Origin of the sequence: Micromonospora sp. WMMD961 (assembly GCF_029626145.1) — a bacterium.
Taxonomy (GTDB): Bacteria; Actinomycetota; Actinomycetes; order Mycobacteriales; family Micromonosporaceae; genus Micromonospora.
On record NZ_JARUBJ010000002.1, the window covers coordinates 2,611,633 to 2,634,891 of the forward strand.

26 protein-coding genes are annotated in these 23,259 nt (G+C 71.7%); 13 read left to right on the top strand and 13 right to left on the bottom strand.

Annotation, left to right across the window (positions count from 1 at the left end; all coding sequences use genetic code 11):
- Positions 1–126 precede the first annotated feature (126 nt).
- A complete protein-coding gene (locus tag O7614_RS12315; RefSeq protein ID WP_278138590.1) occupies positions 127–852 on the top strand; it encodes a protein phosphatase 2C domain-containing protein in 726 nt (241 codons plus the stop codon).
- Between the two features lie 67 nt (positions 853–919).
- On the opposite strand, the gene hrpB is transcribed toward O7614_RS12315, so the two are convergent.
- Genes hrpB through O7614_RS12330 form a run of 3 tightly spaced genes read right to left on the bottom strand, consistent with a single transcriptional unit; the run spans position 920 to position 4,666 of the window.
- Positions 920–3,529, bottom strand: coding sequence for an ATP-dependent helicase HrpB (gene hrpB, locus O7614_RS12320; protein ID WP_278138591.1), 2,610 nt, complete (start codon positions 3,527–3,529; stop codon positions 920–922).
- 28 nt (positions 3,530–3,557) lie between these two features.
- Positions 3,558–3,758, bottom strand: a complete 201-nt coding sequence (locus O7614_RS12325) for a DUF397 domain-containing protein (protein WP_278138592.1) — start codon at positions 3,756–3,758, stop codon at positions 3,558–3,560.
- A 41-nt stretch (positions 3,759–3,799) separates the two neighbouring features.
- The gene (locus tag O7614_RS12330) at positions 3,800–4,666 is read right to left on the bottom strand and encodes a helix-turn-helix transcriptional regulator (protein WP_278138593.1); all 867 of its coding nucleotides are present in this window, start codon (positions 4,664–4,666) and stop codon (positions 3,800–3,802) included.
- A gap of 141 nt (positions 4,667–4,807) precedes the next feature.
- Here O7614_RS12330 and O7614_RS12335 point away from each other — a divergent pair, with 141 nt between their 5' ends.
- From O7614_RS12335 to O7614_RS12345, 3 genes are read left to right on the top strand one after another with little or no spacing between them, the layout of a single operon-like run.
- Positions 4,808–5,434 (top strand): GPP34 family phosphoprotein, encoded by a 627-nt coding sequence (locus O7614_RS12335; RefSeq protein WP_278138594.1) that lies wholly within the window; start codon positions 4,808–4,810, stop codon positions 5,432–5,434.
- Positions 5,435–5,482: 48 nt separating this feature from the next.
- Positions 5,483–6,994 (top strand): APC family permease, encoded by a 1,512-nt coding sequence (locus O7614_RS12340; RefSeq protein ID WP_278138595.1) that lies wholly within the window; start codon positions 5,483–5,485, stop codon positions 6,992–6,994.
- Positions 6,991–7,581: a GNAT family N-acetyltransferase gene (locus tag O7614_RS12345; RefSeq protein WP_278138596.1), complete on the top strand. Its 591-nt coding sequence runs from the start codon at positions 6,991–6,993 to the stop codon at positions 7,579–7,581. The genes O7614_RS12340 and O7614_RS12345 overlap by 4 nt, the downstream gene beginning before the upstream one ends.
- 108 nt (positions 7,582–7,689) lie before the next feature.
- On the opposite strand, the gene O7614_RS12350 is transcribed toward O7614_RS12345, so the two are convergent.
- Positions 7,690–8,514 (bottom strand): SigB/SigF/SigG family RNA polymerase sigma factor, encoded by an 825-nt coding sequence (locus O7614_RS12350; protein ID WP_278138598.1) that lies wholly within the window; start codon positions 8,512–8,514, stop codon positions 7,690–7,692.
- A 379-nt stretch (positions 8,515–8,893) separates the two neighbouring features.
- Here O7614_RS12350 and O7614_RS12355 point away from each other — a divergent pair, with 379 nt between their 5' ends.
- On the top strand, positions 8,894–9,643 hold the full coding sequence (locus tag O7614_RS12355; protein ID WP_278138599.1) for a hypothetical protein: 750 nt from the start codon (positions 8,894–8,896) through the stop codon (positions 9,641–9,643).
- Here O7614_RS12355 and O7614_RS12360 read toward each other — a convergent pair.
- A complete protein-coding gene (locus O7614_RS12360) occupies positions 9,592–11,181 on the bottom strand; it encodes a phospholipase D-like domain-containing protein (RefSeq protein WP_278142234.1) in 1,590 nt (529 codons plus the stop codon). The genes O7614_RS12355 and O7614_RS12360 overlap by 52 nt on opposite strands.
- A gap of 135 nt (positions 11,182–11,316) precedes the next feature.
- Here O7614_RS12360 and O7614_RS12365 point away from each other — a divergent pair, with 135 nt between their 5' ends.
- Positions 11,317–11,445 (top strand): hypothetical protein, encoded by a 129-nt coding sequence (locus tag O7614_RS12365; RefSeq protein ID WP_269458274.1) that lies wholly within the window; start codon positions 11,317–11,319, stop codon positions 11,443–11,445.
- 65 nt (positions 11,446–11,510) lie between these two features.
- On the opposite strand, the gene O7614_RS12370 is transcribed toward O7614_RS12365, so the two are convergent.
- Together O7614_RS12370 and O7614_RS12375 are read right to left on the bottom strand one after the other, a co-directional pair.
- The gene (locus O7614_RS12370; RefSeq protein WP_278138600.1) at positions 11,511–12,497 is read right to left on the bottom strand and encodes a pirin family protein; all 987 of its coding nucleotides are present in this window, start codon (positions 12,495–12,497) and stop codon (positions 11,511–11,513) included.
- Between the two features lie 9 nt (positions 12,498–12,506).
- A complete protein-coding gene (locus O7614_RS12375) occupies positions 12,507–12,989 on the bottom strand; it encodes a MarR family transcriptional regulator (RefSeq protein ID WP_278138601.1) in 483 nt (160 codons plus the stop codon).
- Positions 12,990–13,147: 158 nt separating this feature from the next.
- Here O7614_RS12375 and O7614_RS12380 point away from each other — a divergent pair, with 158 nt between their 5' ends.
- A complete protein-coding gene (locus tag O7614_RS12380; protein WP_278138602.1) occupies positions 13,148–13,681 on the top strand; it encodes a GNAT family protein in 534 nt (177 codons plus the stop codon).
- Positions 13,682–13,737: 56 nt separating this feature from the next.
- On the opposite strand, the gene O7614_RS12385 is transcribed toward O7614_RS12380, so the two are convergent.
- Positions 13,738–14,226 (bottom strand): FBP domain-containing protein, encoded by a 489-nt coding sequence (locus O7614_RS12385; RefSeq protein WP_278138603.1) that lies wholly within the window; start codon positions 14,224–14,226, stop codon positions 13,738–13,740.
- A gap of 75 nt (positions 14,227–14,301) precedes the next feature.
- Here O7614_RS12385 and O7614_RS12390 point away from each other — a divergent pair, with 75 nt between their 5' ends.
- Entirely contained in the window at positions 14,302–14,856 is a 555-nt protein-coding gene (locus tag O7614_RS12390) for a WHG domain-containing protein (protein ID WP_347404345.1), read from the top strand.
- A gap of 54 nt (positions 14,857–14,910) precedes the next feature.
- Here the strand turns inward: O7614_RS12390 and O7614_RS12395 are convergent, their stop codons facing one another.
- Both O7614_RS12395 and O7614_RS12400 read right to left on the bottom strand, forming a co-directional pair.
- Entirely contained in the window at positions 14,911–15,324 is a 414-nt protein-coding gene (locus O7614_RS12395) for a VOC family protein (RefSeq protein ID WP_278138605.1), read from the bottom strand.
- Complete coding sequence (locus tag O7614_RS12400; protein ID WP_278138606.1) at positions 15,321–16,325, bottom strand: hypothetical protein; 1,005 nt, start codon at positions 16,323–16,325, stop codon at positions 15,321–15,323. The genes O7614_RS12395 and O7614_RS12400 overlap by 4 nt, the downstream gene beginning before the upstream one ends.
- 94 nt (positions 16,326–16,419) lie before the next feature.
- Here O7614_RS12400 and O7614_RS12405 point away from each other — a divergent pair, with 94 nt between their 5' ends.
- Positions 16,420–16,824, top strand: a complete 405-nt coding sequence (locus O7614_RS12405) for a helix-turn-helix domain-containing protein (RefSeq protein ID WP_278138607.1) — start codon at positions 16,420–16,422, stop codon at positions 16,822–16,824.
- A complete protein-coding gene (locus tag O7614_RS12410) occupies positions 16,821–17,408 on the top strand; it encodes a DUF1684 domain-containing protein (RefSeq protein WP_278142235.1) in 588 nt (195 codons plus the stop codon). The genes O7614_RS12405 and O7614_RS12410 overlap by 4 nt, the downstream gene beginning before the upstream one ends.
- A 49-nt stretch (positions 17,409–17,457) precedes the next feature.
- Here O7614_RS12410 and O7614_RS12415 read toward each other — a convergent pair whose 3' ends face one another.
- On the bottom strand, positions 17,458–18,039 hold the full coding sequence (locus tag O7614_RS12415; RefSeq protein ID WP_278138608.1) for a general stress protein: 582 nt from the start codon (positions 18,037–18,039) through the stop codon (positions 17,458–17,460).
- 119 nt (positions 18,040–18,158) lie between these two features.
- Between O7614_RS12415 and O7614_RS12420 the strand changes: the two genes are divergently transcribed.
- Positions 18,159–19,991, top strand: coding sequence for a glycoside hydrolase family 15 protein (locus O7614_RS12420; protein WP_278138609.1), 1,833 nt, complete (start codon positions 18,159–18,161; stop codon positions 19,989–19,991).
- Between the two features lie 62 nt (positions 19,992–20,053).
- Positions 20,054–20,554 carry a YfcE family phosphodiesterase gene (locus O7614_RS12425; protein ID WP_278138610.1) on the top strand — a complete coding sequence of 167 codons (501 nt, stop codon included), beginning with the start codon at positions 20,054–20,056 and terminating at the stop codon, positions 20,552–20,554.
- Positions 20,555–20,679: 125 nt separating this feature from the next.
- Here the strand turns inward: O7614_RS12425 and O7614_RS12430 are convergent, their stop codons facing one another.
- Positions 20,680–20,895, bottom strand: a complete 216-nt coding sequence (locus O7614_RS12430; RefSeq protein WP_278138611.1) for a DUF3072 domain-containing protein — start codon at positions 20,893–20,895, stop codon at positions 20,680–20,682.
- Between the two features lie 108 nt (positions 20,896–21,003).
- Between O7614_RS12430 and O7614_RS12435 the strand changes: the two genes are divergently transcribed.
- The gene (locus tag O7614_RS12435) at positions 21,004–21,942 is read left to right on the top strand and encodes an FAD-dependent oxidoreductase (RefSeq protein WP_278142236.1); all 939 of its coding nucleotides are present in this window, start codon (positions 21,004–21,006) and stop codon (positions 21,940–21,942) included.
- 6 nt (positions 21,943–21,948) lie between these two features.
- Here the strand turns inward: O7614_RS12435 and O7614_RS12440 are convergent, their stop codons facing one another.
- Complete coding sequence (locus O7614_RS12440) at positions 21,949–23,244, bottom strand: cation:proton antiporter (protein ID WP_278138612.1); 1,296 nt, start codon at positions 23,242–23,244, stop codon at positions 21,949–21,951.
- Between the last annotated feature and the right edge of the window lie 15 nt (positions 23,245–23,259).

Below are 23,259 nucleotides of genomic sequence, written 5' to 3' on the forward strand. Positions count from 1 at the left end.
GAGGGCCCTCGGCGCGATGGGCGTACCGACCCGCGGCGTCACCCGGACGTGAGATTGGCCGCGCCACGCCCCGTCGTCCTGATCTCCTAGAGACAACTGCGCCCTTCGCCTGGCAGGCTGCCTCCCATGACCCTGAAGCTGCGTTCCGTGGGAACGAGCGACCGTGGGCTGATCCGTAGCGGGAACCAGGACGCCCTGCACGCGGGCACCTGGCTCGTCGCCGTCGCCGACGGCATGGGCGGGATGGCCGCCGGGGACCTGGCCAGCGCCCTCACCATCGACGCGGTCGCCCCGCTGGACGTGGAGACACCCGAGGACGCCCTGGTGGCCGCGCTCGAAGGTGGCATCGCGCTGGCCACCTCCCGGATCCGGGCGGCGGTCGCCGAGGATCCCGAGCGTCAGGGCATGGGCACCACGCTGACCGCCCTGCTCTTCGCCCGTACCGGCAGTTGCCTGGCCCTCGCGCACGTCGGCGACTCCCGGGCCTACCTGTTCCGCGACGGCGTGCTCAAGCAGGTCACCCGGGACGACACGTTCGTCCAGATGCTGGTGGACCAGGGTGTGATCACCCCGGAGCAGGCCAGCAGCCACCCGCGACGTGCCGTGGTCACCCAGGCGTTGCAGGGCGACGAGGTCTCTCCGTCGTACGCGACGATGGTGCCCCGGGCCGGCGACCGGTGGTTGCTGTGCAGCGACGGGCTCTCCAACGTCGTCCGTCCGGACACCCTCACCGAGGTGCTGAGCGGTTATCCGGACCGGGCGGAGTGCGTCGGTAAGCTCATCGACCTGGCGCTGCACGCCGGCGCACCGGACAACGTCACGGTGGTGGTGGCCGACGTGTCGGAGGAGTAGGGCCGACGTTCAGCGTCAGCGATGAGTAGGGCCGACGTTCAGCGTCGGCGATGAGCAGGGCCGACGCTCAGCGTCGCCGTGGCGTGGCGTGCCGGGTGGGCGTCGCCGTGCCCGGGTCCTCCGGCCACGGGTGTCGCGGATAGCGTCCGCGCAACTCGGAACGGACCTGCGGGTAGCCGGTGCGCCAGAACGAGGCCAGATCGGCGGTGACCGCCACCGGCCGACCGGCGGGGGAGAGCAGGTGCAGGAGCACCGGCACCCGGCCGTCGCCGACGTGTGGTGCCACCGACCAGCCGAACGTCTCCTGGAGTTTCACCGCGAGCACCGGCGCGGCCGGGTCGGTGTAGTCCACCCGGATCCGTGAACCGCTGGGCACCTCGATCCGCTCCGGGGCCACCTCGTCCAGGCGGGCGGCCTGCGCCCAGGGCAGCAGCCGGCGCAGCGCCGACGTCACGTCCGCCCGGGCCAGGTCGGCGCGGCGCCGGGCGGCGGCCAGCTCCGGGCCCAACCAGGTCGGCGCCTCGTCGAGCAACGCCTCGTCGCCGACGTCCGGCCAGGGGGCGCCCAGGTGGTGCCGGAGGAACGCGAGCCGCTCGCGCAGCGCCCTGGCCGCCGGCGGCCAGGACAACAGCCCCAGGCCCTCCTGGCGCAGGCCGGTCAGCAACGCCGCGGCCACCTCGGCCCGGTCCGGTCGGTCCAGCCGCCGCTGGACCAGCTCGATCGCGCCCAGCCGGGTCACCTCCCGGGCCACCACGTCTCCGTCGGACCAGCCCACCTCCCGAACCGTGCGCAGCAGCGGGCCGGCCGCCTCCCGGGCCGTCGCCTCGTCCACCGGCGAGGCCCGGCGGATCCGCGCCGCCGGCGCGCCGGGCGTGCGGTCCGCGACGGCCACCGCCAGCCAGTCGGCACCGCTCAGGCCCGAGCCGACCGCCAGGTCCGCGGCGGTCCCGCCGGTCATCAGGTACGCCGAGCCGCCCGGCCGCCGCACCCGGGCCAACCGTTCCGGGTACGCCAGACCGACGAGCAGCCCGGCGGCGAGATCGTCGCTCAGCGCGCCTGCGGTGGCCCGTCCCACCGAGTCGGCGGTCGAACCGTGTCGCCCGTGGGCGTCGGTGCCGCCGACGTGGCCCGTCGGACCGGCTTCGGACCGGCCGTTGCGCGCGCGGCCCTCGGTAGTAGGCAGCGCGGTGCGCAGCCGACGTACCTCGGTACGCCAGCGGGCCGTCGCGCCCGCGTCGACACCGGCGCGTAGCCGCCGCCAGCCGGCTACCAGGTCGTCGCCGGGGCCGGCCACGCTCTCCTCGGCGAGCAGGGCGACCACCTCGGCCGCCCGGTCGGCGCCGACCCGTCCCGCGCCGTCGAGCAGCGCGCGGGCCAGCCGGGGGTGCGCTCCGGCGGCGGCGATCGCGCGTCCCCGCGCGGTGATCCGCCCCTCGGCGTCGACCGCGCCCAGGGTGTGCAGCGTGTCCCGGGCCACCGCCATCGCGGCGGCCGGCGGCGCGTCGGGCAGGGCGAGCCCGACGCCGTCCGGTCGACCCCAGGCGGCCAGTTCCAGCGCGAAGCCGGTCAGGTCGGCGGTGGCGATCTCCGGTTCGGGCCGCGCCGGCAGTCGCTCGTGGGTCGCGGCGGACCAGCACCGGTAGACGTACCCGGGCGCCTCCCGGCCGGCCCGGCCCGCGCGCTGGGTGGCGGCGGCTCGGGAGACCGGCACGGTGACCAGCGCGCCCAGCCCTCGGGCCAGGTCGATGCGGGGCACCCGGGACAGCCCCGCGTCCACCACGACCCGCACGCCCGGGACGGTCAGGCTGGTCTCGGCCAGCGCGGTGGCCAGCACGACCCGGCGTCGGTCAGCGGGACGTAGGGCGGCGTCCTGTTCGGTGCCGCGTTGACGGCCGTGCAGCGGCAGCAGCGCGACAGTGTCCCGTAGGTCGGCCAGTCGGCCGGTGACCGCGGCGATCTCGCCGGCTCCGGGCAGGAAGACCAGCACGTCGCCGTCGCGCTCGCGCAGCGCGCGCCGGATGGTGGCGGCCACGTGGTCGAGCAGGGCACGGTCCACCGGGCCGGCCCCGGGTGGCGCGATCGGGCGCGCCGGCGGGGACCAGATCCGCGTCACCGGGTGCAGTGCCGAGTCGGCTCGGACGACCGGGGCCGGGGTGGACCCGCCGAGCAGCGCGGCGAACCGGTCGGTGTCCGGGGTGGCGGACATCGCCAGCAACCACAGGTCCGGCCGGAGGGTGGCCCGCGCCTCCACGGTGAAGGCCAGCGCCAGGTCGGCGTCGAGTTGTCGTTCGTGGCACTCGTCGAGCAGCACGGCACCGGTGCCGGGCAGCTCGGGGTCGTGGTGCAGGCGCCGGAGCAGCAGGCCGGTGGTGACGACCTCCACCCGGGTGTCCGGCCCGACCCGGCGTTCGCCGCGGACCGCGTAGCCGACGCGTTCGCCCACCCGCTCGCCGAGCAGCTCGGCCATCCGCCGGGCGGCGGCGCGGGCCGCCACCCGACGGGGTTGGGCGATGACCACCCGGCCGGTGACCCGGTCGGCAACGGCCAGTGGCGCGAGGGTGGTCTTGCCGGTGCCCGGCGGGGCCACCAGGACGCCGGTGCCGGCCGCGTCGAGTTCCGCGACCAGCGCCGGCAGCACCGGCCGTACCGGCAGGTCCACTGTTACGTCGGAGAGCACGGCCCAGTCTCGCACCGGCGGGGACGCCTCAGTCGCGACGCACCTCGCCCACGCCGGACACGAAGGCCCGCCAGGCGGTCGGGCCGAAGGCGAGCACCGGGCCGGACCGGTCCTTGCTGTCGCGTACGGCGATCTGACCGTCGGCTGTCGCGACCTCCACGCAGTTGCCGTTGCCACTGCTGCGCATGCTGGTGCGCCAAGCCGCTCGGGTCAGGTCGTGCGCCGTCATCCGCGGTACCTCTCGTCTGCGTCGGCGTGCCGCCGAAGCGGTCACGCAAAGTTACGAGAAGCATGCTCAAGACGGGTCAAGGACGCCGTCGGATCGAGCGCCATCCGGCACAGCTCCTCGTGCAGAAGGCTATACCCGAGCACCTGGTCGGCCTCCTCCAGAGCCAGTCCCATCGTGAGGTTATCCAGGTAAACCACGGAAGCGTCGCCGGCATCGGCGAAGTTGAGGATCACGTACGGGGTGCTCATCGCGGGGTGGCCGCCGGCCGCGAAGGGAAGTACCTGAATTATTACGTTGGGTAACTGTGCGATCCGGCTCATGTGGACCAACTGTTCGGCCATCACCGCGGTGCCGCCGACCGGGCGCAGCAGCACGGCCTCGTTGAGTACCACCGAGAGTTGGACCGGGTTCTCGCGGCGCAGCACCTCCTGCCGGCGCAGCCGGGCCGCGACCTTGCGCTCCAGGCCGTCCTCGCCGGCGGTGCGCCGGAAGATCTCCCGGGCGTACGCCTCGGTCTGCAGCAGCCCTGGAACCGACTCGGCCTCGTACGTGCGCAACGCCGCCGCCTCGGCCTCCAGCCCCACGTAGAACTCGAACCACTCGGGTAGCACGTCGCTGTAGTTCTGCCACCAGCCGCGTTGCTGTGCCCCCCGGGCGATCTCGATCAGGGCCTCGGCGTCCGAACCGGTGACCTCGTACAGCGCGAGGGCGGCTCGTACGTCGCGCGGTTTGATGCCGATCTGCGCGGTCTCGATCCGGGAGAGGTTGCTCTTGGACATGTCGAGCTGGCGGGCGGCCACGTCGAGGGTCATGCCCGCGCGTTCCCGGAGCTGGCGAAGCTCCCGGGCGATGCGTCTGCGGCGGACGGTCGGGCTGGCGGCGGGTCGGTTGGTGGGGGTGGCGGTCACTGTCCGAGTCTGACAGAACAAGATCCGCAGGTCGTGCCTGCACGGAGTGCAACTTTCAAATCTGGGAGTTGCGTTGCAATAGCTCTCGGTGCATCCTTTCTCGGTCGCGATCACTGTGGACACACCTGTGCGGGAGGACCGTTGCTCATCGCCGACGAGTTCTTCCTGATCGCACACAACGACAGTCGCGGCAAGGCCAAGCTGCACCCGGCGGCGACCGGGCTCGGGCTGGCGGCGGGGCTGCTCGGCGAGCTGATCCTCTATGGACACATCACCGTGTCGGCCGGGCAGGTCACCGTCATCGACCGTCGCCCGCCAGCGGACGCGCTGGCGCACACCGTGCTCGACCAGTTGATCGGCGAGTCCCAGCACCAGGCGCTGCGGACCTGGCTCAGCTTCCTGGCGCAGAGCGCGACGACCTCGGTGGGGGAGCGGCTGGCCCGCGCCGGCGTGCTGCGTCGGCAGGAGAGTCGCCGGCTGCTGCGCACCTCAGTCAGCTACCTGCCGATCGATCTCAACGCGGTGGCCTGGCCGGCAACCCGGCTACGGGCACTGCTGGACCGGCCCGACCCGCCGAACGTGCCGGACGCGCTGCTGCTCGGCCTCGTCGTGGCCGCGGGACTGACCCGCGAGGTGCTGTGGAGCGCCGGCCCGCGCGCCCACCACCGACTGAACGTCCTCATCCCCGCACTGCCGGCACCGCTGAAGGAACTGGTCGGGCACACCGAGGCAGCCGTCGGCGCCGCCGTGCTGCGCGGCATTCCCTGATTTCCCCGGTAACCCCCTACCCCTCCCCTCTACGACCGGAGTAGTCGTATGCCCCCGACATCGACAGTCGACCGACCCAGCAACGTCTCCGACGCCCTGGCCCGAGGCCGCCTCGGCGTCCCCTCGGTGATCTTCTTCGTGCTCTCCGCAGCCGCGCCGTTGACAGTGGTGGCCGGCGTCGTCACCACCGGCTACGGCGTCATCGGGGTGACCGGCATCCCGCTGGCCTTCCTGCTGGTCGCCGCCGTGCTCGCCCTGTTCTCGGTGGGCTACGTCGCGATGTCGCGCCGGGTGGAGAACGCCGGCGCCTTCTACGCCTACATCTCCCGTGGTCTCGGCCGGCCGGCGGGAGTGGGCGCCGCCTGGGTCGCGCTGATCGCGTACAACGCGCTACAGGTCGGGCTGTACGGCACCATCGGCGCGGCGGCCGAGCCGGTCCTCGACCGGATCTTCGGTGGGCACCCGCACTGGGCCGTCGTGGCACTGGTGGCGTGGGCGCTGGTCGGCCTGCTCGGCCTGCTCCGGGTGGACATCAACGGCCTGGTTCTGGCCGCGCTGCTGGTCGCCGAGATCGTGGTGATCCTCGTCTTCGACCTGGGGCAGCTCGGCAACCCGGCCGGTGACCAGGTCAGCTTCGCCAGTTTCGCGCCGGACAACCTCTTCGTGCCGGGGGTCGGCGCGGTGCTGGTGCTGGCCATCCTGGGCTTCGTCGGCTTCGAGTCCGCGGTGGTCTTCAGCGAGGAGAGCAAGGACCCCAAGCGGACGGTGCCGCTCGCGACGTACCTGTCGGTGGCGATCATCGCCGGGCTGTACGCGCTGTCGTCCTGGACCATGGCGGTCGCCGTGGGGCCGGACCAGATCGTCGCGGAGGCCGGCGAGCAGAGTGTCGGTCTGATCTTCAACCTGGCTGCCGCGCAGCTCGGCGACACCGTGGTCACCATCGGGCAGGTGCTCTTCCTGACCTCGGTGCTCGCCGCGATGATCTCGTTCCACAACACGACGGCCCGCTACACCTTCGCGCTCGGCCGGGAGCGGGTGCTGCCGGCGGTGTTCGGGCAGACCTCGGCCCGTTCCGGGGCTCCCCGGGCGGCCTCGGTGGCACAGAGCGTCCTCGGCCTGGCGGTCATCCTGGTGTACGCGGTCAACGGCTGGGACCCGGTGGTCCAACTGTTCTTCTGGGGCGGCACGACCGGTGGGTTCGGCGTGCTGCTGCTGATCGCCGCCACCTCGGTGGCCGTGATCGCCTACTTCGCCCGCTCCGGGGGCGGTGAGAACGTCTGGCGGCGGGTCGTCGCCCCTGGCCTGGCCACCGTCGCGCTCTTCGTGATCATCTGGTTGGCGGTGTCGAACTTCGCCAACCTGCTCGGCGTCGCGCCGGACTCCACCCTGCGCTGGGCGTTGCCCGCCGTGTACCCGGTGGCCGCGCTGCTGGGCATCGGCTGGGCGCTGGTGCTGCGCGGCAACCGTCCGGACACGTACGCCCGGATCGGCCTGGGCGCGGCGAGCAGCGCCGCCGTCGTCAATCCGGCGGGGCAGGCCACCGCGGAGGCGACCCGATGAGCGTGGTCATCGAGCGCCTCGGGCCGGAGGAGACCACCCTCGTGGCGGGTCGGATCGCCGAGGCGTTCACCGTGCTGGAGGTGACGTACTGGCTGGTGCCCGACGCGAGTAAGCGGGAGGCCGTGCTGGCCGGGGACTTCGAGATCCTGGTCGGCCATGCCATGCGGTACGGCATGGTGCACGCCACCGAGGACCGGGCGTCGGTCGCGGTCTGGTTCCCGTCGGTCGGCGAGCCCGCGCCGCCGCCGGTGGACTACGACACCCGACTGGCCGCCGCCTGCGGTGAGTGGACCGACCGGTTCCAGCACCTCGACGACCTGTTCGCGGCGAACCACCCGCACCCGGACCACCACCACCTGGCCTTCCTGGCGACCCGGCCGGACCGACAGGGGCAGGGTTTGGGCAGCGCGTTGATGCGGCACCACCACGCCTGGCTGGACGCCAACGCGATGCCCGCGTACCTGGAGGCGAGCAGCCCGCGCAGCCGAGATCTATACGCCAGGCACGGTTACCTGGCGGGCGAGCCGTTCCGGGTGCCCGACGGCACGCCGTTCTGGCCGATGTGGCGGGAGCCGGCGGGAAACTGACCGCCCCCGGGCACTGTCAGAACCCGAACACTGTCACGTGAGTGGGACAGTGCAGACACGAGCGGAGGGCCGGGTCCACGGACCCGGCCCTCCGCTTTCGTCGACTGCTCAGTACGTGCCGTCCAGCTGCCCACGCAGCTTGGTCAGCGCCCGGGTCAACAGCCGGGAGACGTGCATCTGCGAGACGCCGATCTGGTCGGCGATCTGCGACTGGGTCAGGTTGCCGTAGAAGCGCAGCGTGAGGATCTTCTGCTCGCGCTCGTCGAGGGTGGCCAGCGCCGGGCCGAGGGCGACCCGCAGCTCGGCCAGCTCGAACTCGTTGTCCTCGCCGCCGAGCATGTCGCCCAGCTCGGTGGCCCGCTCGCCGTCGCCGGTCGGGGTGGACAGTGACACCGCGTTGTACGCGCGGGCGCCCTCCAGGCCCTCCAGGACCTCTTCCTCGGTGAGCTTGAGGTGCGCGGCGATGTCGGCGACCGTGGGCGAGCGGCCGAGGGTCTGCAGGAGCGAGCTGTTGGCGTCGGAGATGGCCAGCCGCAGCTCCTGAAGCCGGCGGGGGACGCGGATGTCCCAGGTGCGGTCCCGGAAGTGCCGCTTGAGCTCGCCGATGATGGTGGGGATCGCGTAGCCGGCGAAGTCGACACCGCGGGAGGGGTCGAACTTGTCGATCGCCTTGATCAGGCCGACTGCGGCGGTCTGGGCCAGGTCGTCGGTCGGCTCGCCGCGCCCGCTGTAGCGGTGGGCCAGGTGGTTGGCCAGCGGCAGCCAGGCCTCGATCGCGCGGTCCCGGAGGGCGGCGCGCGACGGGTGGTTGACGGGCAGTGCGGCCATGGCGTTGAGCAGGTCGGCGGCGCTGTCGGTGAGAGCGCGCGGGTCGAGCTTGGTGGTTGCCTTCACGGCGGTGCTCGGCTGCTCGGTGATCGTTGGCGCGGTCATGGGTGGTCCTCCCTGCACCTCGTCCGCGGACAAAAAAGGGTGTGACTCTTTGGTTTAGCTTCCTGTGGGCCGTTCGGGACTCACCTTAACCTGATCGTCTCGCGGAAATCTAGCCGAAAGGCTGATGTACTTAAGGTGTGCCGAGCAACGAAAGGTGCAAATCAGGCATGAATCGGGCCGCCTGTGGGGATCCGTACCGGTTCTACGTCAGGTTGCGTGCCCACCCGGTCATCCCGCCGGACTGACCGAGCGGTCCTTGTCCCGCGCCAACCGGTCAACATGAAATCCGACATCCGGGCAGGAGTGTCGCCTATCCGTCGTTGTCCCGCTGGCGGGACCGGCCGTAGCGTCGCGTGTACACACCCGGTTCGGAGGCACCGTGCTCGATCCAGCCGCTCCCCAGCTCGTCGTGAACAGTCGAACGCTCTACTTCAGTTGGCTGCCGGCGGACCCGGACGCGGTCGCCGCACTGGTTCCGCCGGGGCTGTGCCCCCGCCCCGACCGCCAGGTGTTCCTCAACCAGTACGTCGTGGATGACGAGACACAGACCAGCGGCTTCGGCGCGTACTCGCTGACCTACCTCGGCGTCTCACTCGTGGGCGTCGACGCTCCCGGCGGCCTCAACCCCGGTGGCTGGTGGAGCCACTACGTGGCCTCCAGCCGGCGGGTCCGTGAGTACGCTGCCGCCCGAGGCGCCCCGGTGCTCTCCGGGCGGACCAGGATCGAGGTGAGCGGCGAGGACCTGCTCTCCGAGACGGAGATCGACGGGAACCCGTTGATCCAGACGCGCTGCCGGGTGGGCGAGACCGGTCACGTGATCAGCAGCGGGCACCACCGCTACTTCACCCGTCGCGACGGCCAGTTCCTCAGCTCGGCCTACCCGTTCGTCGCCGAGCCGGTCTCCCCGTTCGAGATCGAGTCGGTGGAGTTCCTCCAGCCGCGGCACCCGATGTACGCGCTCCGCCCGGCCAACCCGCTGACCATCGGCTTCGGCTACTACTCTCCGCGCTCCTCGTTCGCCTACCCCGGCGGACTGACCGTCCACCCGGTCGCCGCGCCGGAGCCGGCCCGACCGGTTCACCAGGTGCCGGCCAGCCTCGCCCGCAGCGGCCGGCCGTCCGGGTCGTAGACCAGCCGGTACACCGGCACCGCCCAGGCCCGGGTGAACCACGGCAGCCGCTCGGGGCGGTGCGGGCGCAGCCGTCCGGGCGGCCGTTCGCCGACCTGACCGCCGTCGTACCACCGCTGGAGCGCGTCGGCGGCGGCGGTGACAGCCGCTACGGCGTCCGCCGGGTCGATCAGGTCGGCGTCGTCCGCACCGTCCGGGTCACGGTCCAGGTGTTCGCGCCAGAGCCGTAGCCGCATGTCCCGGGCGAAGACCCGAGCGCCGTCTCCCTGACCTGCGGGATCGGTGGGCTCTCGCTGATCGCGGGTGTCGTCGAGCACCGCGCAGGACAACTCGCTGTCGTGTGTCCAGGACCGGCGGTTGAAGTTGTCGCTGCCCACGCTGGCCCAGACGTCGTCGACGACGCACACCTTGGCGTGCACGTAGACCGGGTCGCCGGAGTGGTTCTCGACGTCGAACACGTGCACCCGGTCCGGTGCGGCGCGCTCGCACAGCGACAGCGCCTGTTCCCGCCCGACCATGTTCGGCGGTAGCGCCAGCCTGCCGTCCACGTCCGGGTGCCGCGGCACCACGGCGACCAGGTGCAGCTCCGGGTTGTCCCGCAGCGCGTGTGCGAACAGGTCCGCGACCTCGGTGGACCAGAGGTACTGGTCCTCCAGGTAGATGAGTCGGCGGGCGCGGCGTACCGCCTTGGTGTAACCCCGGGCCACGGTCCGCTCGCCGTCGGGCGCGAACGAGTAGCGGGGCCGCACGGCGGGGTAGGTGCGCAACACCTGGATCTGGTGCGGACCGCAGGGTGGGGGATCGGCCGGTTGCTCGGGCAGTGGGTCCGGGCGCAGGTCCGCGCCGCGCAGCCGATCCCGCAGGTAGGCGACCGGGTTCTCCGAGTCCAGCGGCATCGGGTCGGTCCAGCGTTCCCGGAACAGGGTGTCCAACGCGCCCACCACCGGGCCGCGTACCGCGAGCTGCACGTCGTGCCAGGGCGGGTTGGACCCGTAGCGGGGGGACATCTGCACCGGTTGCGGGTCACCATGATGATCGGCGTCGTCGCGGCGGCTGTGGCACAGGTCGATCCCGCCGGCGAACGCGATGTCCCGGTCCGGTGCGCCCAGGTGCCGCAACACCACGAGTTTCTGGTGGTGCGACCCGCCGCGCCGGACCCGCTGGTCGAGCAGCACCTCGCCACCGGCAGCCGAGATCGCCTCGCTGAGGTCGCGGTTCTCCGCCTCGCTGTAGGCCAGCACGTCGAGGTGCGAGCGCCAGATCAGCCCCTTGACCACCACGCCCCGCTGGGCGGCCTGGGCGAAGAGCTGGGCCACGGTCGGGCCGTCCGGGCGCAGCCGCTGGTCCGGGTCACCCCGCCAGTCGGTGAAGAACAGGTGGTCACCGGGACCGAGCGCCTGCACCTCGTCGACCAGCCGGTCGAAGTAGGCGGCACCGTGAATCAACGGCTCGGCGAGGTTTCCCGTGGTCCAGGTGGGTAACCCAGACACCGGGTTGGCGCGTTCCTCCGCGGTGAGAAACCAGTCCTGCAACGGCACCGTCCAGCCCTCCTGGAGGTCGGCAACGTCCTCACCGTAGGACGCCCGACCCGGGGCCGCACGCCAGGCCGACAGACCAGTGACCTGGTCAACGCCACCGAAGAGCGACGCGACGACAGCCGAGGAGGCCACACCATGCCCCGCGACACGACGAATCCCGTGACCGAGGACCGCGAGCCGGCGGTGGAGAGCGAACGGGGTGCGCTGGTAGCGGTGTTGCTGATGGTGATTCTGGGTGTCGCCGGGATCTTCGCGGTTTCCTGAGATCGGCGCCGACGCCTCGCGGGTGATGCGGAGGCGCCGGCGCCAGTCTCAGTCGTCACCAGTGGTCAGGGGCGGGTGCCCTGGTCGCCGGTGTGCGGCAGACGCTCGGTGGGGATCACGCCGAGCCTTCCGGCCTGGAAGTCCTCGAACGCCTGGATCAGCTCGTCCCGGGTGTTCATCACGAACGGGCCGTACTGCGCCACCGGCTCCCGGATCGGCTGGCCACCCATGATGTAGAGGTCCAGCGCCGGGGCGTTGCTGTCCTGCGCGGTGTCGGCGCCGAACCGCAGCGCGTCGCCCGGACCGTGCACCGCGAGCTGACCGGTGCGTACCGGCCGCCGGTCGGTGCCGACCGTGCCGCGCCCGCCGAGGACGTACACCAGGGCGTTGAACTCGGGCTGCCAGGGCAGGTCGACCTGCGCCCCCGGCTGCACGGTGACGTGCGTGATGGTGATCGGGGTGAAGGTCGAACCGGGGCCGCGGTGCCCGGCGATCTCACCGGCGATGACCCGGATCAGCGCGCCGCCGTCGGGCGTGGTGAGCAGTGCCGACTCCCCGCCTCGGATGTCCTGGTAGCGGGGCGGGTTCATCTTGGCCGACCGGGGCAGGTTGACCCAGAGTTGGGTGCCGTGGAAGAGCCCGCCGCTCATCACCAGGTGCTCCGGCGGCGCCTCGATGTGCAGCAGGCCGCTACCCGCCGTCATCCACTGCGTGTCGCCGTCGGTGATGGTGCCGCCACCGCCGTGCGAGTCCTGATGGTCGAAGACACCGTCGATGATGTAGGTGACGGTTTCGAAGCCGCGGTGCGGGTGCCACGGCGTGCCCTTAGGCTCGCCCGGCGCGTAGTCGACCTCGCCCATCTGGTCGAGGTGGATGAACGGGTCCAGGTCGGTGGTCGACACTCCGGCGAAGGCGCGACGGACCGGGAAGCCCTCGCCCTCGAAGCCGGTGGGAGCGGTGGTCACCGTGCGGACCGGACGGAAGGTGGTGGACTCCTCCAGCCGGGGCAGACGGGGGAGGACGAGAACGTTGTCGACGGTGATCGCGGGCATCGAAGGCTCCTAGCTCGTGGCAGGGGTTGTCGCACCGGACCGGGACGCCCGCAGGCGGTCCCCGATCCGGCCGAAGACCCGGGTGAGGCAGGCGACCTCGGCATCGTCGAGGTCGTCCATCAGGTGGGTGCGCACCGACGCCAGGTGGTGTGGTGCGGCGTCCCGTAGTGCGAGCAGCCCGGCGGCGGTGAGGACCGCCTCGCTGCCGCGTCGGTCGTCCGGACAGGGCTCCTTGCTGACCATGCCGCGGCGCTGCATGGAGGAGATCTGGTACGTCAGTCGGCTCGGCGAGAAGATGAGTCGGCTGGCCAGCTCGCCCATCCGCAGTCGCTGCCCCGGTGCCTCGGAGAGCAGGACCAGCACGTGGTAGTCGGCGAAGCTGAGATCGCTGTGGCCGCGCAGGTCTTCTTCCAGCTGGGTGTAGAGACGCTGGCTGGCCTCGATGTAGGCGCGCCAGGCGGCCTCTCGGGTGCTGTCCAGGCTCTCGGTCATGCGGTCGACGATAGCACTTGTTAAAAATTTAACTAGTGCTCTTCCGCGTTGCCTCGCTCACCTTTTCGGCGCACGATTCGGTGGTTCGTGCAGCTTTGAAGGAAGCGGACGCCAATTCGGCGGCGCCGCCGGGACGCGATGTGTCAGACTCCGGCCTCGTGGAACACGTGCAACTCACCGCCGCCGACCTGCTGCTGCGCCCCTGGCGGGACGAGGACGCCCCGGCGGTGCGCGACGCGCTGCGCGACCCGGCGATCGCCCAGTGGAACCCGCAGAGTGGCGGCCCGGTCGACGACGACGTCGCGCTGCAGTGGGTTCGTCGCCGGGCCGACTGGTCCACCGGCGGCCACGCCTCGATGGCGGTGACCTCGGCGACCGACGGTGACGTGCTCGGCTCGGTGTCGCTGCACCGCATCCACGACGGCGACGCGTCCATCGGCTACTGGACGGTGCCCGCCGCGCGCGGGCGTCAGGTGGCGGGGCGTGCCGTCGTCCGGCTCACCGCCTGGGCGTTCGCCGACCTCGGGCTGCACCGGGTGGAGTTGTGCCACGCGGTGGCCAACCCGGCCTCGTGTCGGGTGGCCGAGCGGGCCGGCTACCGGGCCGAGGGGACGCTGCGCGAGTCGTACCGGTACGGCGACGGCCGCCGCTACGACGAGCACCTGCACGCCCGCCTGGCCACCGACCGCTAGGGCGGCAGGGAACCGTTCACGCTTCGGCCCCCGGCCGCGCCGCTCGCCTCGACCCGTCAGTCGGTGACCTTGGCGAGAAATGTCGCGAGGGCGCTCCGCACGCGGTCGATCCGCTCCGGCAGGGGCAGCGGTTCGGGCGCGGGGGGCCCGGCGTGCTTCTTCCCCCGCACATACAGCGAGCAGGCCAGGTCGGAGCACAGGTACGTGCCCACGGAATCGCCCTGCCGTCCGCTCGGGCCGGCCTTGGGGGCGGTCATCAACGAGACGCCGCCGCCGAGGTGTGTGGTCAGGCAGAACGAGCACATGCTGTGCCGTACGCGCCCGGTCTGGTGCGTCGCGGCCCGCAGCACCACCCCGGCGAGCTTGCCGCCGGTCTCGGCGACCAGGTAGGCCCGCTGTGGCGCGGACGGATCCTGCCAGCCGAAGAAGTCGAGGTCGTCCCAGGGTCGCATTTCAAGATCGTTCGGTACGGCCAGCCGCTTCGCCTCGCCCTTGCTGCAGTTGACGAAGGATGTGCGGATGGCGGATTCGGTCAGGACCAACATAGGTAGTAGTCTAGCGCTCCTAGGCAAACGATTATTACGGCTAGGTTGGGAGTGTGCTGCGTGGCACGTGCCGGGGTGACTGTCGAGCGCCTGACGTTGGCCGCGGCCGAGCTGGCCGACGAGGTGGGCGTGGAGAACGTCACCGTCGCCGCGCTCGCCCGCCAGTTCGGGGTGAAGGACGCGAGTCTGTACTTCCACCTCAAGAACGCGCGGGACCTCCGGGTCCGGATCGCCCTGCTGGCGCTGGCGGAGCTGGCCGACCGGGTCGCCGCCGCGCTCGCCGGCCGGGCCGGCAAGGACGCGCTGGTGGCGTTCGCCAACGCGTACCGCGACTACGCGAGGCAGCACCCCGGCCGGTACGCCGCGATGCAGATCGACCTCGACCCGGAGACCGCCGCCGCGAGCGCCGGCCCCCGGCACGCCGAGATGACCCGGGCGATCCTGCGCGGCTACCGGCTCGCCGAGCCCGACCAGACCGACGCGGTGCGGATGATGCACAGCACGTTCCACGGGTTCGTGAGCCTGGAGAAGACCGGCGGATTCCGGCACACCCCGCGTACGACGGACGACTCGTGGGCCCGAACCTTGGACGCCCTCGACGCCGTCCTGAGCAACTGGCCGTCGCGCTGACGGCCGAGCGGGCATGCGGTGCCCACCCGGCCGGCGTCCATCGTTGTGTTCGGATCAGGGCGTCGCCGGTGCCGTGACGTTCACCAGCCAGTCGGTTCCGAATTTGTCGGTGCACCTGCCGTAGAGCGCACCCCACGGCGACCTGGCGAACGGCACGGTGACCGACCCACTCTCGGACAGCCGCTCCCAGTACGTGGCGAGTTCTGCCTCGTCGCCGCCGAGGGTGATCGACGTGCTGCCCCCGGCCACCTCGTCGCCCGGCGTTCGATCGGAGGCCATCAGCACCACCCCGGTCGTCCCTCGGAGCGTGGCGTGCGCGATCAGCTCGTCCTGCGCCGTGTCCGTCGACCCCTGGAGATCGCCGAACGTGGTGATGTCCAGGTCGCCCCCGAAGGCCGACTGGTAGAACCGCATCGCCTGTCGAGCGTTGCCGGCGAACGTGAGATAGGGACTGACCCGGGCGGTCATCGTCCCGCCTTGGCGGTGAGCGGGCGGCGTACGGCGGTCCGCTGTCGGAGCAGGACGAATCCGAGGCCCGCCAGGAACCAGGTGGTGAGGATGGCGAGGGGCGCCACTGTGTGCGCGCCGGAGAAGTAGCCGAAGCTGTTGACAGCTCGTACGGCTGCGCCCGGGGGAAGCTTTCCCGAGATCGCCTGCGCCCACTGCGGTAGCAGGTCGACCCCGATCGTGGCTCCGCTCGTCGCGTTGCCGATCGTCGTGAGGGTGAGGACGGCCAGGGCGATGCCGGCCGGCCCGAGCCATGCACCCAGAGCCTTCGTGGTGAAGGCGCTCGCGGCGGACAGGAGGATGAGCGAGAGGGCGAGCAGCGGGAACGGGGCCGTCAGCGAGCCGTAGAGCGGACCTGCGACGGTCGCCGCGATCACACCGATCGCGACGGCGAAGCCGCCCATCGCGTAGAGGCGGTGGCGCAGGCGGACCTTCGCGGCGGCGGCGGTGAGCCCCTGCGCGAGGACGAACGACGACAGGGTGACGCCGAACACCACGTAGAACGCGGACAGGCCTCGGCTGTCGTAGGTCGCCAGCGGCACGATGTCGTTCTCCTGGACTGTCGCCCCCGTCTTCGTGGCGAGGCCGGCCGCGAGTTGACGCGCGGCGCCGCTCTCGCTGAACCCGCTCGCGCCGGCGTAGTCGAGTGTCAACGTGGTGGGGGAGGACGCGCCGAGGACGGCGACGGCGTCGCCGTGTCGCACCATGGCCCGGCCGTCCGCGACGCTCGCGACCTCGGTAACGGCCACGGCGTTCCCGAACCCGGCCTGGGCGTTGTCCGACAGGTGCTCGCTGACCACGGCGATCGGCAGCCGGCTCGGCTCGGGGTGGCGTTGCAGTCCGACATAGATCGCGATGAAGGCGGTGCCGATGATCAGCCCGGTGATGACGAGTGTGGTCCAGGCTCGGCGTTGGTCGACGAGAGATCCGCCGTCGGTACGTGACTCGGGTGGCGATGTCATGGGTGCTTCCTCGGGTAGTGTGGTTTGAATGTCCAACCAAACGAACCGTAGCACCGACGGTTTGAAATCCAAACCAGAGCGGGATTCTCTCGCTGTGGCGCTGGACGCAGTCAACGACAGGTGGTCGCTGCACATCGTGCGAGCGCTCGCATTCGGCGCCTCGCGATACACCGAGATCCTTCGCGCCGTCGGCGCACCCAGGGACGTCCTCGCCGCTCGACTGCGCAAACTGGCCGAATCGGGCATCCTCCAGGCTCGTGCCATCGAAAACGGGAAGGCCGCGGGGTACGAACTCACCCAGAAGGGCAAGGACCTCGGGCAGGTCATCCTCGTGCTCAAGCGCTGGGGTGACACCTACAGCGAGGGCGACGTGCCCACTGTCGACCTCATCCACGACGTCTGCGGCCAGGTCTTCGTCGCCGAGGTGCGCTGCCGCGCGTGTGGCAAGCCCGTGCGGTCCGGAGAGCTGTCACTCGATCAGGAGGCTTCGGGATGCTGACCGACCTTGAGCTGGCCGACTGGCGGGAGCGGGTTGCCCGGCTGTACCTGTCCGACGTCGACCTGACCGGCTTCCGTGCCGGCCGCGACGAGCTGTTCGCCACCCACCCGCAGAGTCCGATCCCGCCGGCGGAGCGGGCCGACTTCACCGGGGTCCGCTATTTTCCCGCCAACCCGGAGGCCGTGGTGGAGGCGCCGCTGCGCCCGGCCAGCGGAGAACTGCGGATCGACACCGGCGGCCCGGACGGGGTGGTCGCGTACCGGCGGGTGGCGGTGGCCGAGACCCCGTGGGGGCCGCTGACCCTGTGGTGGATCGAGGCGTACGGGGGTGGACTGTTCGTGCCGTTGCGCGACGGCACCTGCGGGCAGGACACCTACGGTGGCGGGCGGTACCTCACCGACACGGTGAAGGGCACCTTCGGCCGGGGCGTCGAGCTGCTGCCCGGCGACCGGGTCCGGCTGGACGGCAACTATCTCTACAACCCGAGCTGCGCCTACGACGACCGCTGGGCCTGCCCGCTGGCGCCGCCGGAGAACCGGGTCGAGGTCGACATCCGGGCCGGCGAGCTGGCGTACCACGACTGACCGGCCGCCCCGGCGTGTTGCCGGGACGGCCGGTCGTGTCGATCGTGGCTCAGCGGGCGTTCGCGCCGGGCACCTGCATCCGGGCCAGCAGTTGGCGGGCCTGGTCGGCGAGTTGCGCGTCGACGGTCACCGCGTACTGGCCGGCGCGCAGTGAGCTGGCCGAGGTGAAGTCGCGCTGCCCGCCGGTCATGGCGTGGGCGACCGCGCCGAACACGGCACCCCAGATCGCACCGATGACCAGTCCGACCAGGATCACCGCCAGCCAGTTGCCGACGGTGAAGATGCCGAACAGCAGCCCGATGAAGAGCCCGAACCAGGCGCCGGTGCCCGCGCCGAGCAGGCCGGCGCGACCGGTGGTCATCCGCCCGAGCACCGTCTCCACGAGCGTGAGGTTGGTGCCGACGATGGCGCTGTGTTCCACCGGGAAACGGTTGTCGGCCAGATAGTCGACAACCCGCTGGGCGGCCGGATAGTCCGGGTACGAGCCGATCGTCACGGTTGGCGAGCCGGCCTCCGGCCCGTGGCCGTCACCGGCCGGTGTCGACAGGCGGCCGGCCGGACCGGACGGAAGCAGGTCGCCACCCTGTGTGCCCGGCCGCCATGCGGCGGTCGGTCCCGAAGCTGACGTCATGAGCATCCTCCCTCGTCAGCTTCCGGGGTTCCCGCCCACGGCCGGCGGTAACGCCGGCCGGCGTGCCTCGACGACCGCTGCATGTGGCATGGGTTCGACGCACCCGGGTAGGCACCCGGGTGCAGAGCGGACAGATCAGCGACTACGGCTTCCTCGCCGACGGCCGCAGCGCGGCGCTGGTGGACCACACCGGCTCGGTGAACTGGTGGTGCCCGGGCCGGTTCGACGCCCCGTCGGTGTTCGCGCGGCTGCTCGACGACGGCGCCGGGCACTGGTCGATCCGTCCGGAGGGCGACTACACAGTCGAACGCCGCTACCTCGACGACACCCTGGTGCTGCGGACGGTCTTCCGCACCCCACACGGGGACGTGGCGCTCATCGACGCGCTCGCCTTCGAGCCCGGTGCTCGTGGCCACGACATCGGGGTGGACTCACCGCAGGTGCTGGTCCGCTCGGTCCAAGGGCTGTCCGGTGAGGTGCCGATGCGGTCCTACTACCGGCCGCGCTTCGAGTACGGCCGCACCATCGCGTACCTGGTCGAGCGGGACGACATGCTGGAGGCCATCGCCGGCGCCGCCCGACTCACCCTGCGCTGCAGCACCGTGGGATTCACCCCCGGCGACGGCGAGGCCACTGCGACGTTCACCGTCCGCGCCGGCACGACACACAACTTCACCCTCGGGTACGCCCCGACCTACGACGCCCCGTTGCCCGAGGTGCCGGACGCCGACCAGACCATCGCCGACACCGTGGCCGGCTGGCGGTCCTGGGCCGACGAGCACGAGTACCAGGGCCTCTACGCCGAAGAGGTGCGGCGTAGCCGTCTGGTGGTGCAGGGCATGACGTACGGGCCCAGCGGCGCGGTGGTGGCCTCGGTGACCACCTCACTGCCGGAGGAACTCGGTGGGGACCGCAACTACGACTACCGCTATGTCTGGGTGCGGGACTTCACTCTCACCCTGCGGGCGCTGTGGCGTTCGACGTGCGTTGCCGAGGTGCAGCGGCAGTTCGCCTGGCTGGGCCGGGCAATGGGCCGGGTCGACGACAGGCCGGTGCCCATCATGTACGGGGTGCTGGGGGAGCGGGACCTCACCGAGCACCGTCTGGAGCAGCTCGGCGGGTACCGGGACAGCCCGCCGGTGGTGATCGGCAACGACGCCTGGCAGCAGCGGCAGACCGACATCTTCGGCGAGACGATGGACGCCGCCTGGTTGATGCGCGACAGGTTGGTGCCGCTGGACCAGGAGGTACGCCACGTTCTGCGGGTGCTCGCCGACCAGGCCGCGAGGGACTGGAATCTGCCCGACGCGGGGATGTGGGAGGAGCGTGGCGTCGAACACCACCACGTGTCGTCGAAGGTGCAGTGCTGGGTCGCGCTGGATCGGGCGGTCCGCTTCGGTGACCGGCTCGGCGATCCGCAGGACGTGGCCCGGTGGGCGGCCGCCCGCGACGAGGTCCGCGCGGAGGTGCTCGAGCGCGGGTGGAACGAGCGGATCCAGGCGTACACCGGACGTTTCGAATCCGCCGAACTGGACGCCTCGGTGCTGGTGATGCCGCTGGTGGGGTTCCTCCGGGCCGACGACCCGCGGATGCGCTCGACGATCCACGCGGTGGAGGACCGGCTGTCGCACGACGGCCTGTTGCGGCGCTGGGACGGCGACCCGGCCGGGTTTCTCATCTGCTCGTTCTGGCTGGTGAGCTGCCTGGCGCTGGCCGGCGAACGGGACCGGGCGCACACGCTGTTCAAGGAGTTGGCGGGGCGGGTCAACGACCTGGGCCTGTTCGCCGAGCAGATCGACCCGCTGACCGGCGAGCAGTTGGGCAACTTTCCCCAGGCGTTCTCCCACATCGGCCTGATCAACGCCGCCGGTGTGCTGACCGACGTCGAGCGGGATCCCGCGTTGCGCGGTCTCGGCATGCCGCCGGAGCACTTCAGTCCGGCGCGCTCCTGAACCGCCCGGCTGCCCGCGCGCGTCCCCGGGCGGACGGGCGGGGCGCGGGGAAGAATGCCGGCATGCGGTTGGTGCTCACGGCAGACACCCACGTACCGAAGCGGGCCCGGGACCTGCCCGGCCCGCTCTGGGCCGCGATCGAGGCGGCGGACGTGGTGGTGCACGCCGGCGACTGGGTGGACGAGACGCTGCTCGACGCGATGACCGCGCGTTCGCGCCGACTCGTCGGGGTGTACGGCAACAACGACGGGCCGGCGCTGCGCGCCCGGCTGCCGGAGGTGGCCCGGGTCGACCTCGACGGCCTGCGGGTCGCCGTGGTGCACGAGACCGGCCCTCGGACCGGTCGCGAGAAGCGGTGTGCGGCCCTCTTCCCCGACGTCGACCTGCTGGTCTTCGGGCACTCACACATTCCCTGGGACACCGAGGCGCCCGGTGGGCTGCGGTTGCTCAACCCCGGGTCACCGACCGACCGGCGCTCGCAGCCGCACGCCACCTACCTCAGCGCCACGATCAGCGCTGGCCGCCTGACCGAGGTGACCCTGCACCGGCTCACCCGCGACTGACCGCGCGATCGCCACCCGCCGTCGATCATGGAGTTGTGGTGGGTGACAAAGTGCTTGTATCACCTCAAGTCAGGCACCACCACTCCATGATCGACGCGGTCGGCCCGATGCTGCGGGGCCTTGCTCTACTGGCCTCGGCCGGTTCGGGCCTGGAGTTCGTCGATCTGCTTGGACGCCTCGGCCTTGGTCAGGTCGTCCGGGAGGTCGGCCTGCGCCTCGCGGGCGAGCGTGTGCAGGTAGGACTCCTGAGCTGCGGTGGGCGGCTCGTCACCAGTGACCCACTCGTCCGGGTCCTTGATCGCGGCGCTCTGGTCGGCCTGCTGGTTGTCGCGGTCGGTCATCGTCATCACCTTTCTTTCGAACAGGTGTGCCAGTACCCCGTTCGTCGGTGGTTCATGCGCCCCGGCCCCGCCGCCTACGATCACCAGATGACGGTGGACCGGTCGGGTGTGGTGGTGGTCGGAGCGGGCATCGCCGGGATGGCCTGCGCGGTGGAACTGGTTCGCGCGGGCGTGCCGGTGCGGGTCCGGGAGCGGGCGCACGTCTGCGGCGGCCGGATGGCCAGCAAGCGCTTCGGCGGGCGGCCCGCCGACATCGGCGCCGCGTACTTCACCGCCAGCGACCCGGACTTCACCGCCGTGGTCGAGCAGTGGCGCGCCGCCGGCCTGGTCCGCGAGTGGACCGACACCTTCCAGTCGTACGACCGCGACGGGCGTCGGGACGTGCCCGGACCGATGCGCTTCGCCGCACCGCGCGGTTTGCGTTCGTTGGTCGAGCACCTGGCCGGCGCGGTGCCGGTGACCGTCGACCGGCTGGTGCTCACCATCGAGCCCGGGCCGACGGTGGACGGCGAGTCGTGCGCGGCGGTCGCCCTGGCCATGCCCGGCCCGCAGGCCGCCCTGCTGCTCGACCCCGCGCTGGCCGACGCCACCCGGGTCGTGCAGGCGCAGCGCTGGTCGCCCACGATGGCCGCGGTGCTGCGTTTTCCGACCCGGCGGTGGCCGGAGTTCCGGGGCGCGTTCGTCAACGACCATCCGGTGCTCAGCCTCGTCTGCGACGACGGTGACCGGCGCGGAGACGGTGCTCCGGTGCTGGTCGCGCACACCGTCGCGGAATTCGCCGCCGGTCACCTGGCCCAGCCCAGCGGCGCCGGCCCGGCCATCGAGCAGGCCGTCCGCGACCTCCTGGGCCTCCCCGAGCCGGCCGTCGACGTGCACGTGCACCGCTGGACGTACGCGAAGCCGACCGCCCACACCGACGACGCCACCCATCACCTCGACGCCGACGGGATCGGCCTGGCCGGCGACGCGTTCGGTAAGCCGCAGGTGCAGACGGCCTGGCGCTCCGGGCGGGACCTCGGCCGTGCCCTGGCCGCCCGCCTGACCTGAAGGCGGTCAGGAGTGCCCGGCCGCCGCGACGGGCCGGGCATCGGTGTCCCGCTCGGGCGGGTCGGCGGTCCGCTCGCCCTCCCGGTCCAGTAGCTGCATCACCGGAGTCGCCGTGATGCCGTGCACCACCACGGACACCAGCACCACCAACCCGACGGTCGCCCAGAGCAGCTCGGCCTGCGGGAAGTCGGCCTTCGTGGTGGCGTACGCGAGGTAGTAGAACGATCCGACGCCACGGATGCCGAACGACGAGATGACCCAGTGCTCGGCCGGCCGCCCCGGTGCCCCGCGCAGCGACAACCAGCCGACCAGCGGCCGGATCAGGAACACCAGCGCCAGCCCGACGGCGGCCGCCGACCAGGTCAGCGGGATCAGCAGACCACCCACGATCGCGCCGCCGAGCAGCAGCAACAGCACCAGGGTGAGCAGCCGTTCGACCTGCTCGGCGAAGTCGTGCAGCACCGAGTGGAACTCGTGGGTCCGCTCGGCGGCCCGGATCGCGCGGGCGGCCACGAACACCGCCAGGAAGCCGTACCCGCCGACCACCTCCACCAGCCCGTACGCCAGGAACGTGGCAGCCAGGGCCAGGAAACCCTCGGCGTGCCGGGCCAGCCGCAGAGTGCTGGGCGCGCGGAAGAACAACTTGCCCAGCAGCCAGCCGATGAGAAGGCCACCGCCGACCCCGACACCCACCTTCCACAACACGTCCACGGTGAACCACTCGACGAACCACTCGCGAGGGGCCAGGCTGGTCGAGGCGATGGCGATGGCGGCGTAGACGAACGGGAACGCCAACCCGTCGTTGAGTCCGGCCTCGGAGGTCAACGCGAAGCGGACCTCGTCCTCGGAGTCCTCCACGTCGGTCGGCTCGCCGACCTGCACGTCGGCGGCGAGCACCGGATCGGTCGGGGCCAGCGCGGCGCCCAACAACAGGGCGGCGGCCGGCACCAACCCCGCCCACCACCAGCCGAGCAGTGCCACCGCGGCGATACACAGGGGCATCGCGATCGCCAGCAGCCGCCAGGTGGACGACCACTTCCGCCAACTCAACGGCCGGTCGATCTTGAGCCCGGCGCCCATCAGCGCGACGATCACCCCGATCTCGGTGAGGTGGGTGGCCAGTTCCGGGTGGGCCAGCGGATCCGGTGTCGGTAGCCCCACCGGGAGCAGGAACACCACCATGCCGAGGGCGAGGAAGGCGATCGGCATGGACAGTGGGCGGTACTCCAGGACCCGCGGGAGGATGCCCGCGAGCAGCGCGCCCACACCGACCAGCGCGAACGCCACATCAACCGGCTCCACGGCACCACCTCTCCG

What these genes read in the sequence shown, in the direction of transcription:
- O7614_RS12315 (WP_278138590.1), top strand. Translation starts at nt 127, where the DNA reads ATGACCCTGAAGCTGCGTTCCGTGGGAACGAGCGACCGTGGGCTGATC.
- O7614_RS12325 (WP_278138592.1), bottom strand. Translation starts at nt 3,758, where the DNA reads ATGACGGCGCACGACCTGACCCGAGCGGCTTGGCGCACCAGCATGCGC.
- O7614_RS12340 (WP_278138595.1), top strand. Translation starts at nt 5,483, where the DNA reads ATGCCCCCGACATCGACAGTCGACCGACCCAGCAACGTCTCCGACGCC.
- O7614_RS12345 (WP_278138596.1), top strand. Translation starts at nt 6,991, where the DNA reads ATGAGCGTGGTCATCGAGCGCCTCGGGCCGGAGGAGACCACCCTCGTG.
- O7614_RS12350 (WP_278138598.1), bottom strand. Translation starts at nt 8,514, where the DNA reads ATGACCGCGCCAACGATCACCGAGCAGCCGAGCACCGCCGTGAAGGCA.
- O7614_RS12365 (WP_269458274.1), top strand. Translation starts at nt 11,317, where the DNA reads ATGCCCCGCGACACGACGAATCCCGTGACCGAGGACCGCGAGCCGGCG.
- O7614_RS12370 (WP_278138600.1), bottom strand. Translation starts at nt 12,497, where the DNA reads ATGCCCGCGATCACCGTCGACAACGTTCTCGTCCTCCCCCGTCTGCCC.
- O7614_RS12375 (WP_278138601.1), bottom strand. Translation starts at nt 12,989, where the DNA reads ATGACCGAGAGCCTGGACAGCACCCGAGAGGCCGCCTGGCGCGCCTAC.
- O7614_RS12385 (WP_278138603.1), bottom strand. Translation starts at nt 14,226, where the DNA reads ATGTTGGTCCTGACCGAATCCGCCATCCGCACATCCTTCGTCAACTGC.
- O7614_RS12395 (WP_278138605.1), bottom strand. Translation starts at nt 15,324, where the DNA reads ATGACCGCCCGGGTCAGTCCCTATCTCACGTTCGCCGGCAACGCTCGA.
- O7614_RS12400 (WP_278138606.1), bottom strand. Translation starts at nt 16,325, where the DNA reads ATGACATCGCCACCCGAGTCACGTACCGACGGCGGATCTCTCGTCGAC.
- O7614_RS12415 (WP_278138608.1), bottom strand. Translation starts at nt 18,039, where the DNA reads ATGACGTCAGCTTCGGGACCGACCGCCGCATGGCGGCCGGGCACACAG.
- O7614_RS12425 (WP_278138610.1), top strand. Translation starts at nt 20,054, where the DNA reads ATGCGGTTGGTGCTCACGGCAGACACCCACGTACCGAAGCGGGCCCGG.
- O7614_RS12430 (WP_278138611.1), bottom strand. Translation starts at nt 20,895, where the DNA reads ATGACCGACCGCGACAACCAGCAGGCCGACCAGAGCGCCGCGATCAAG.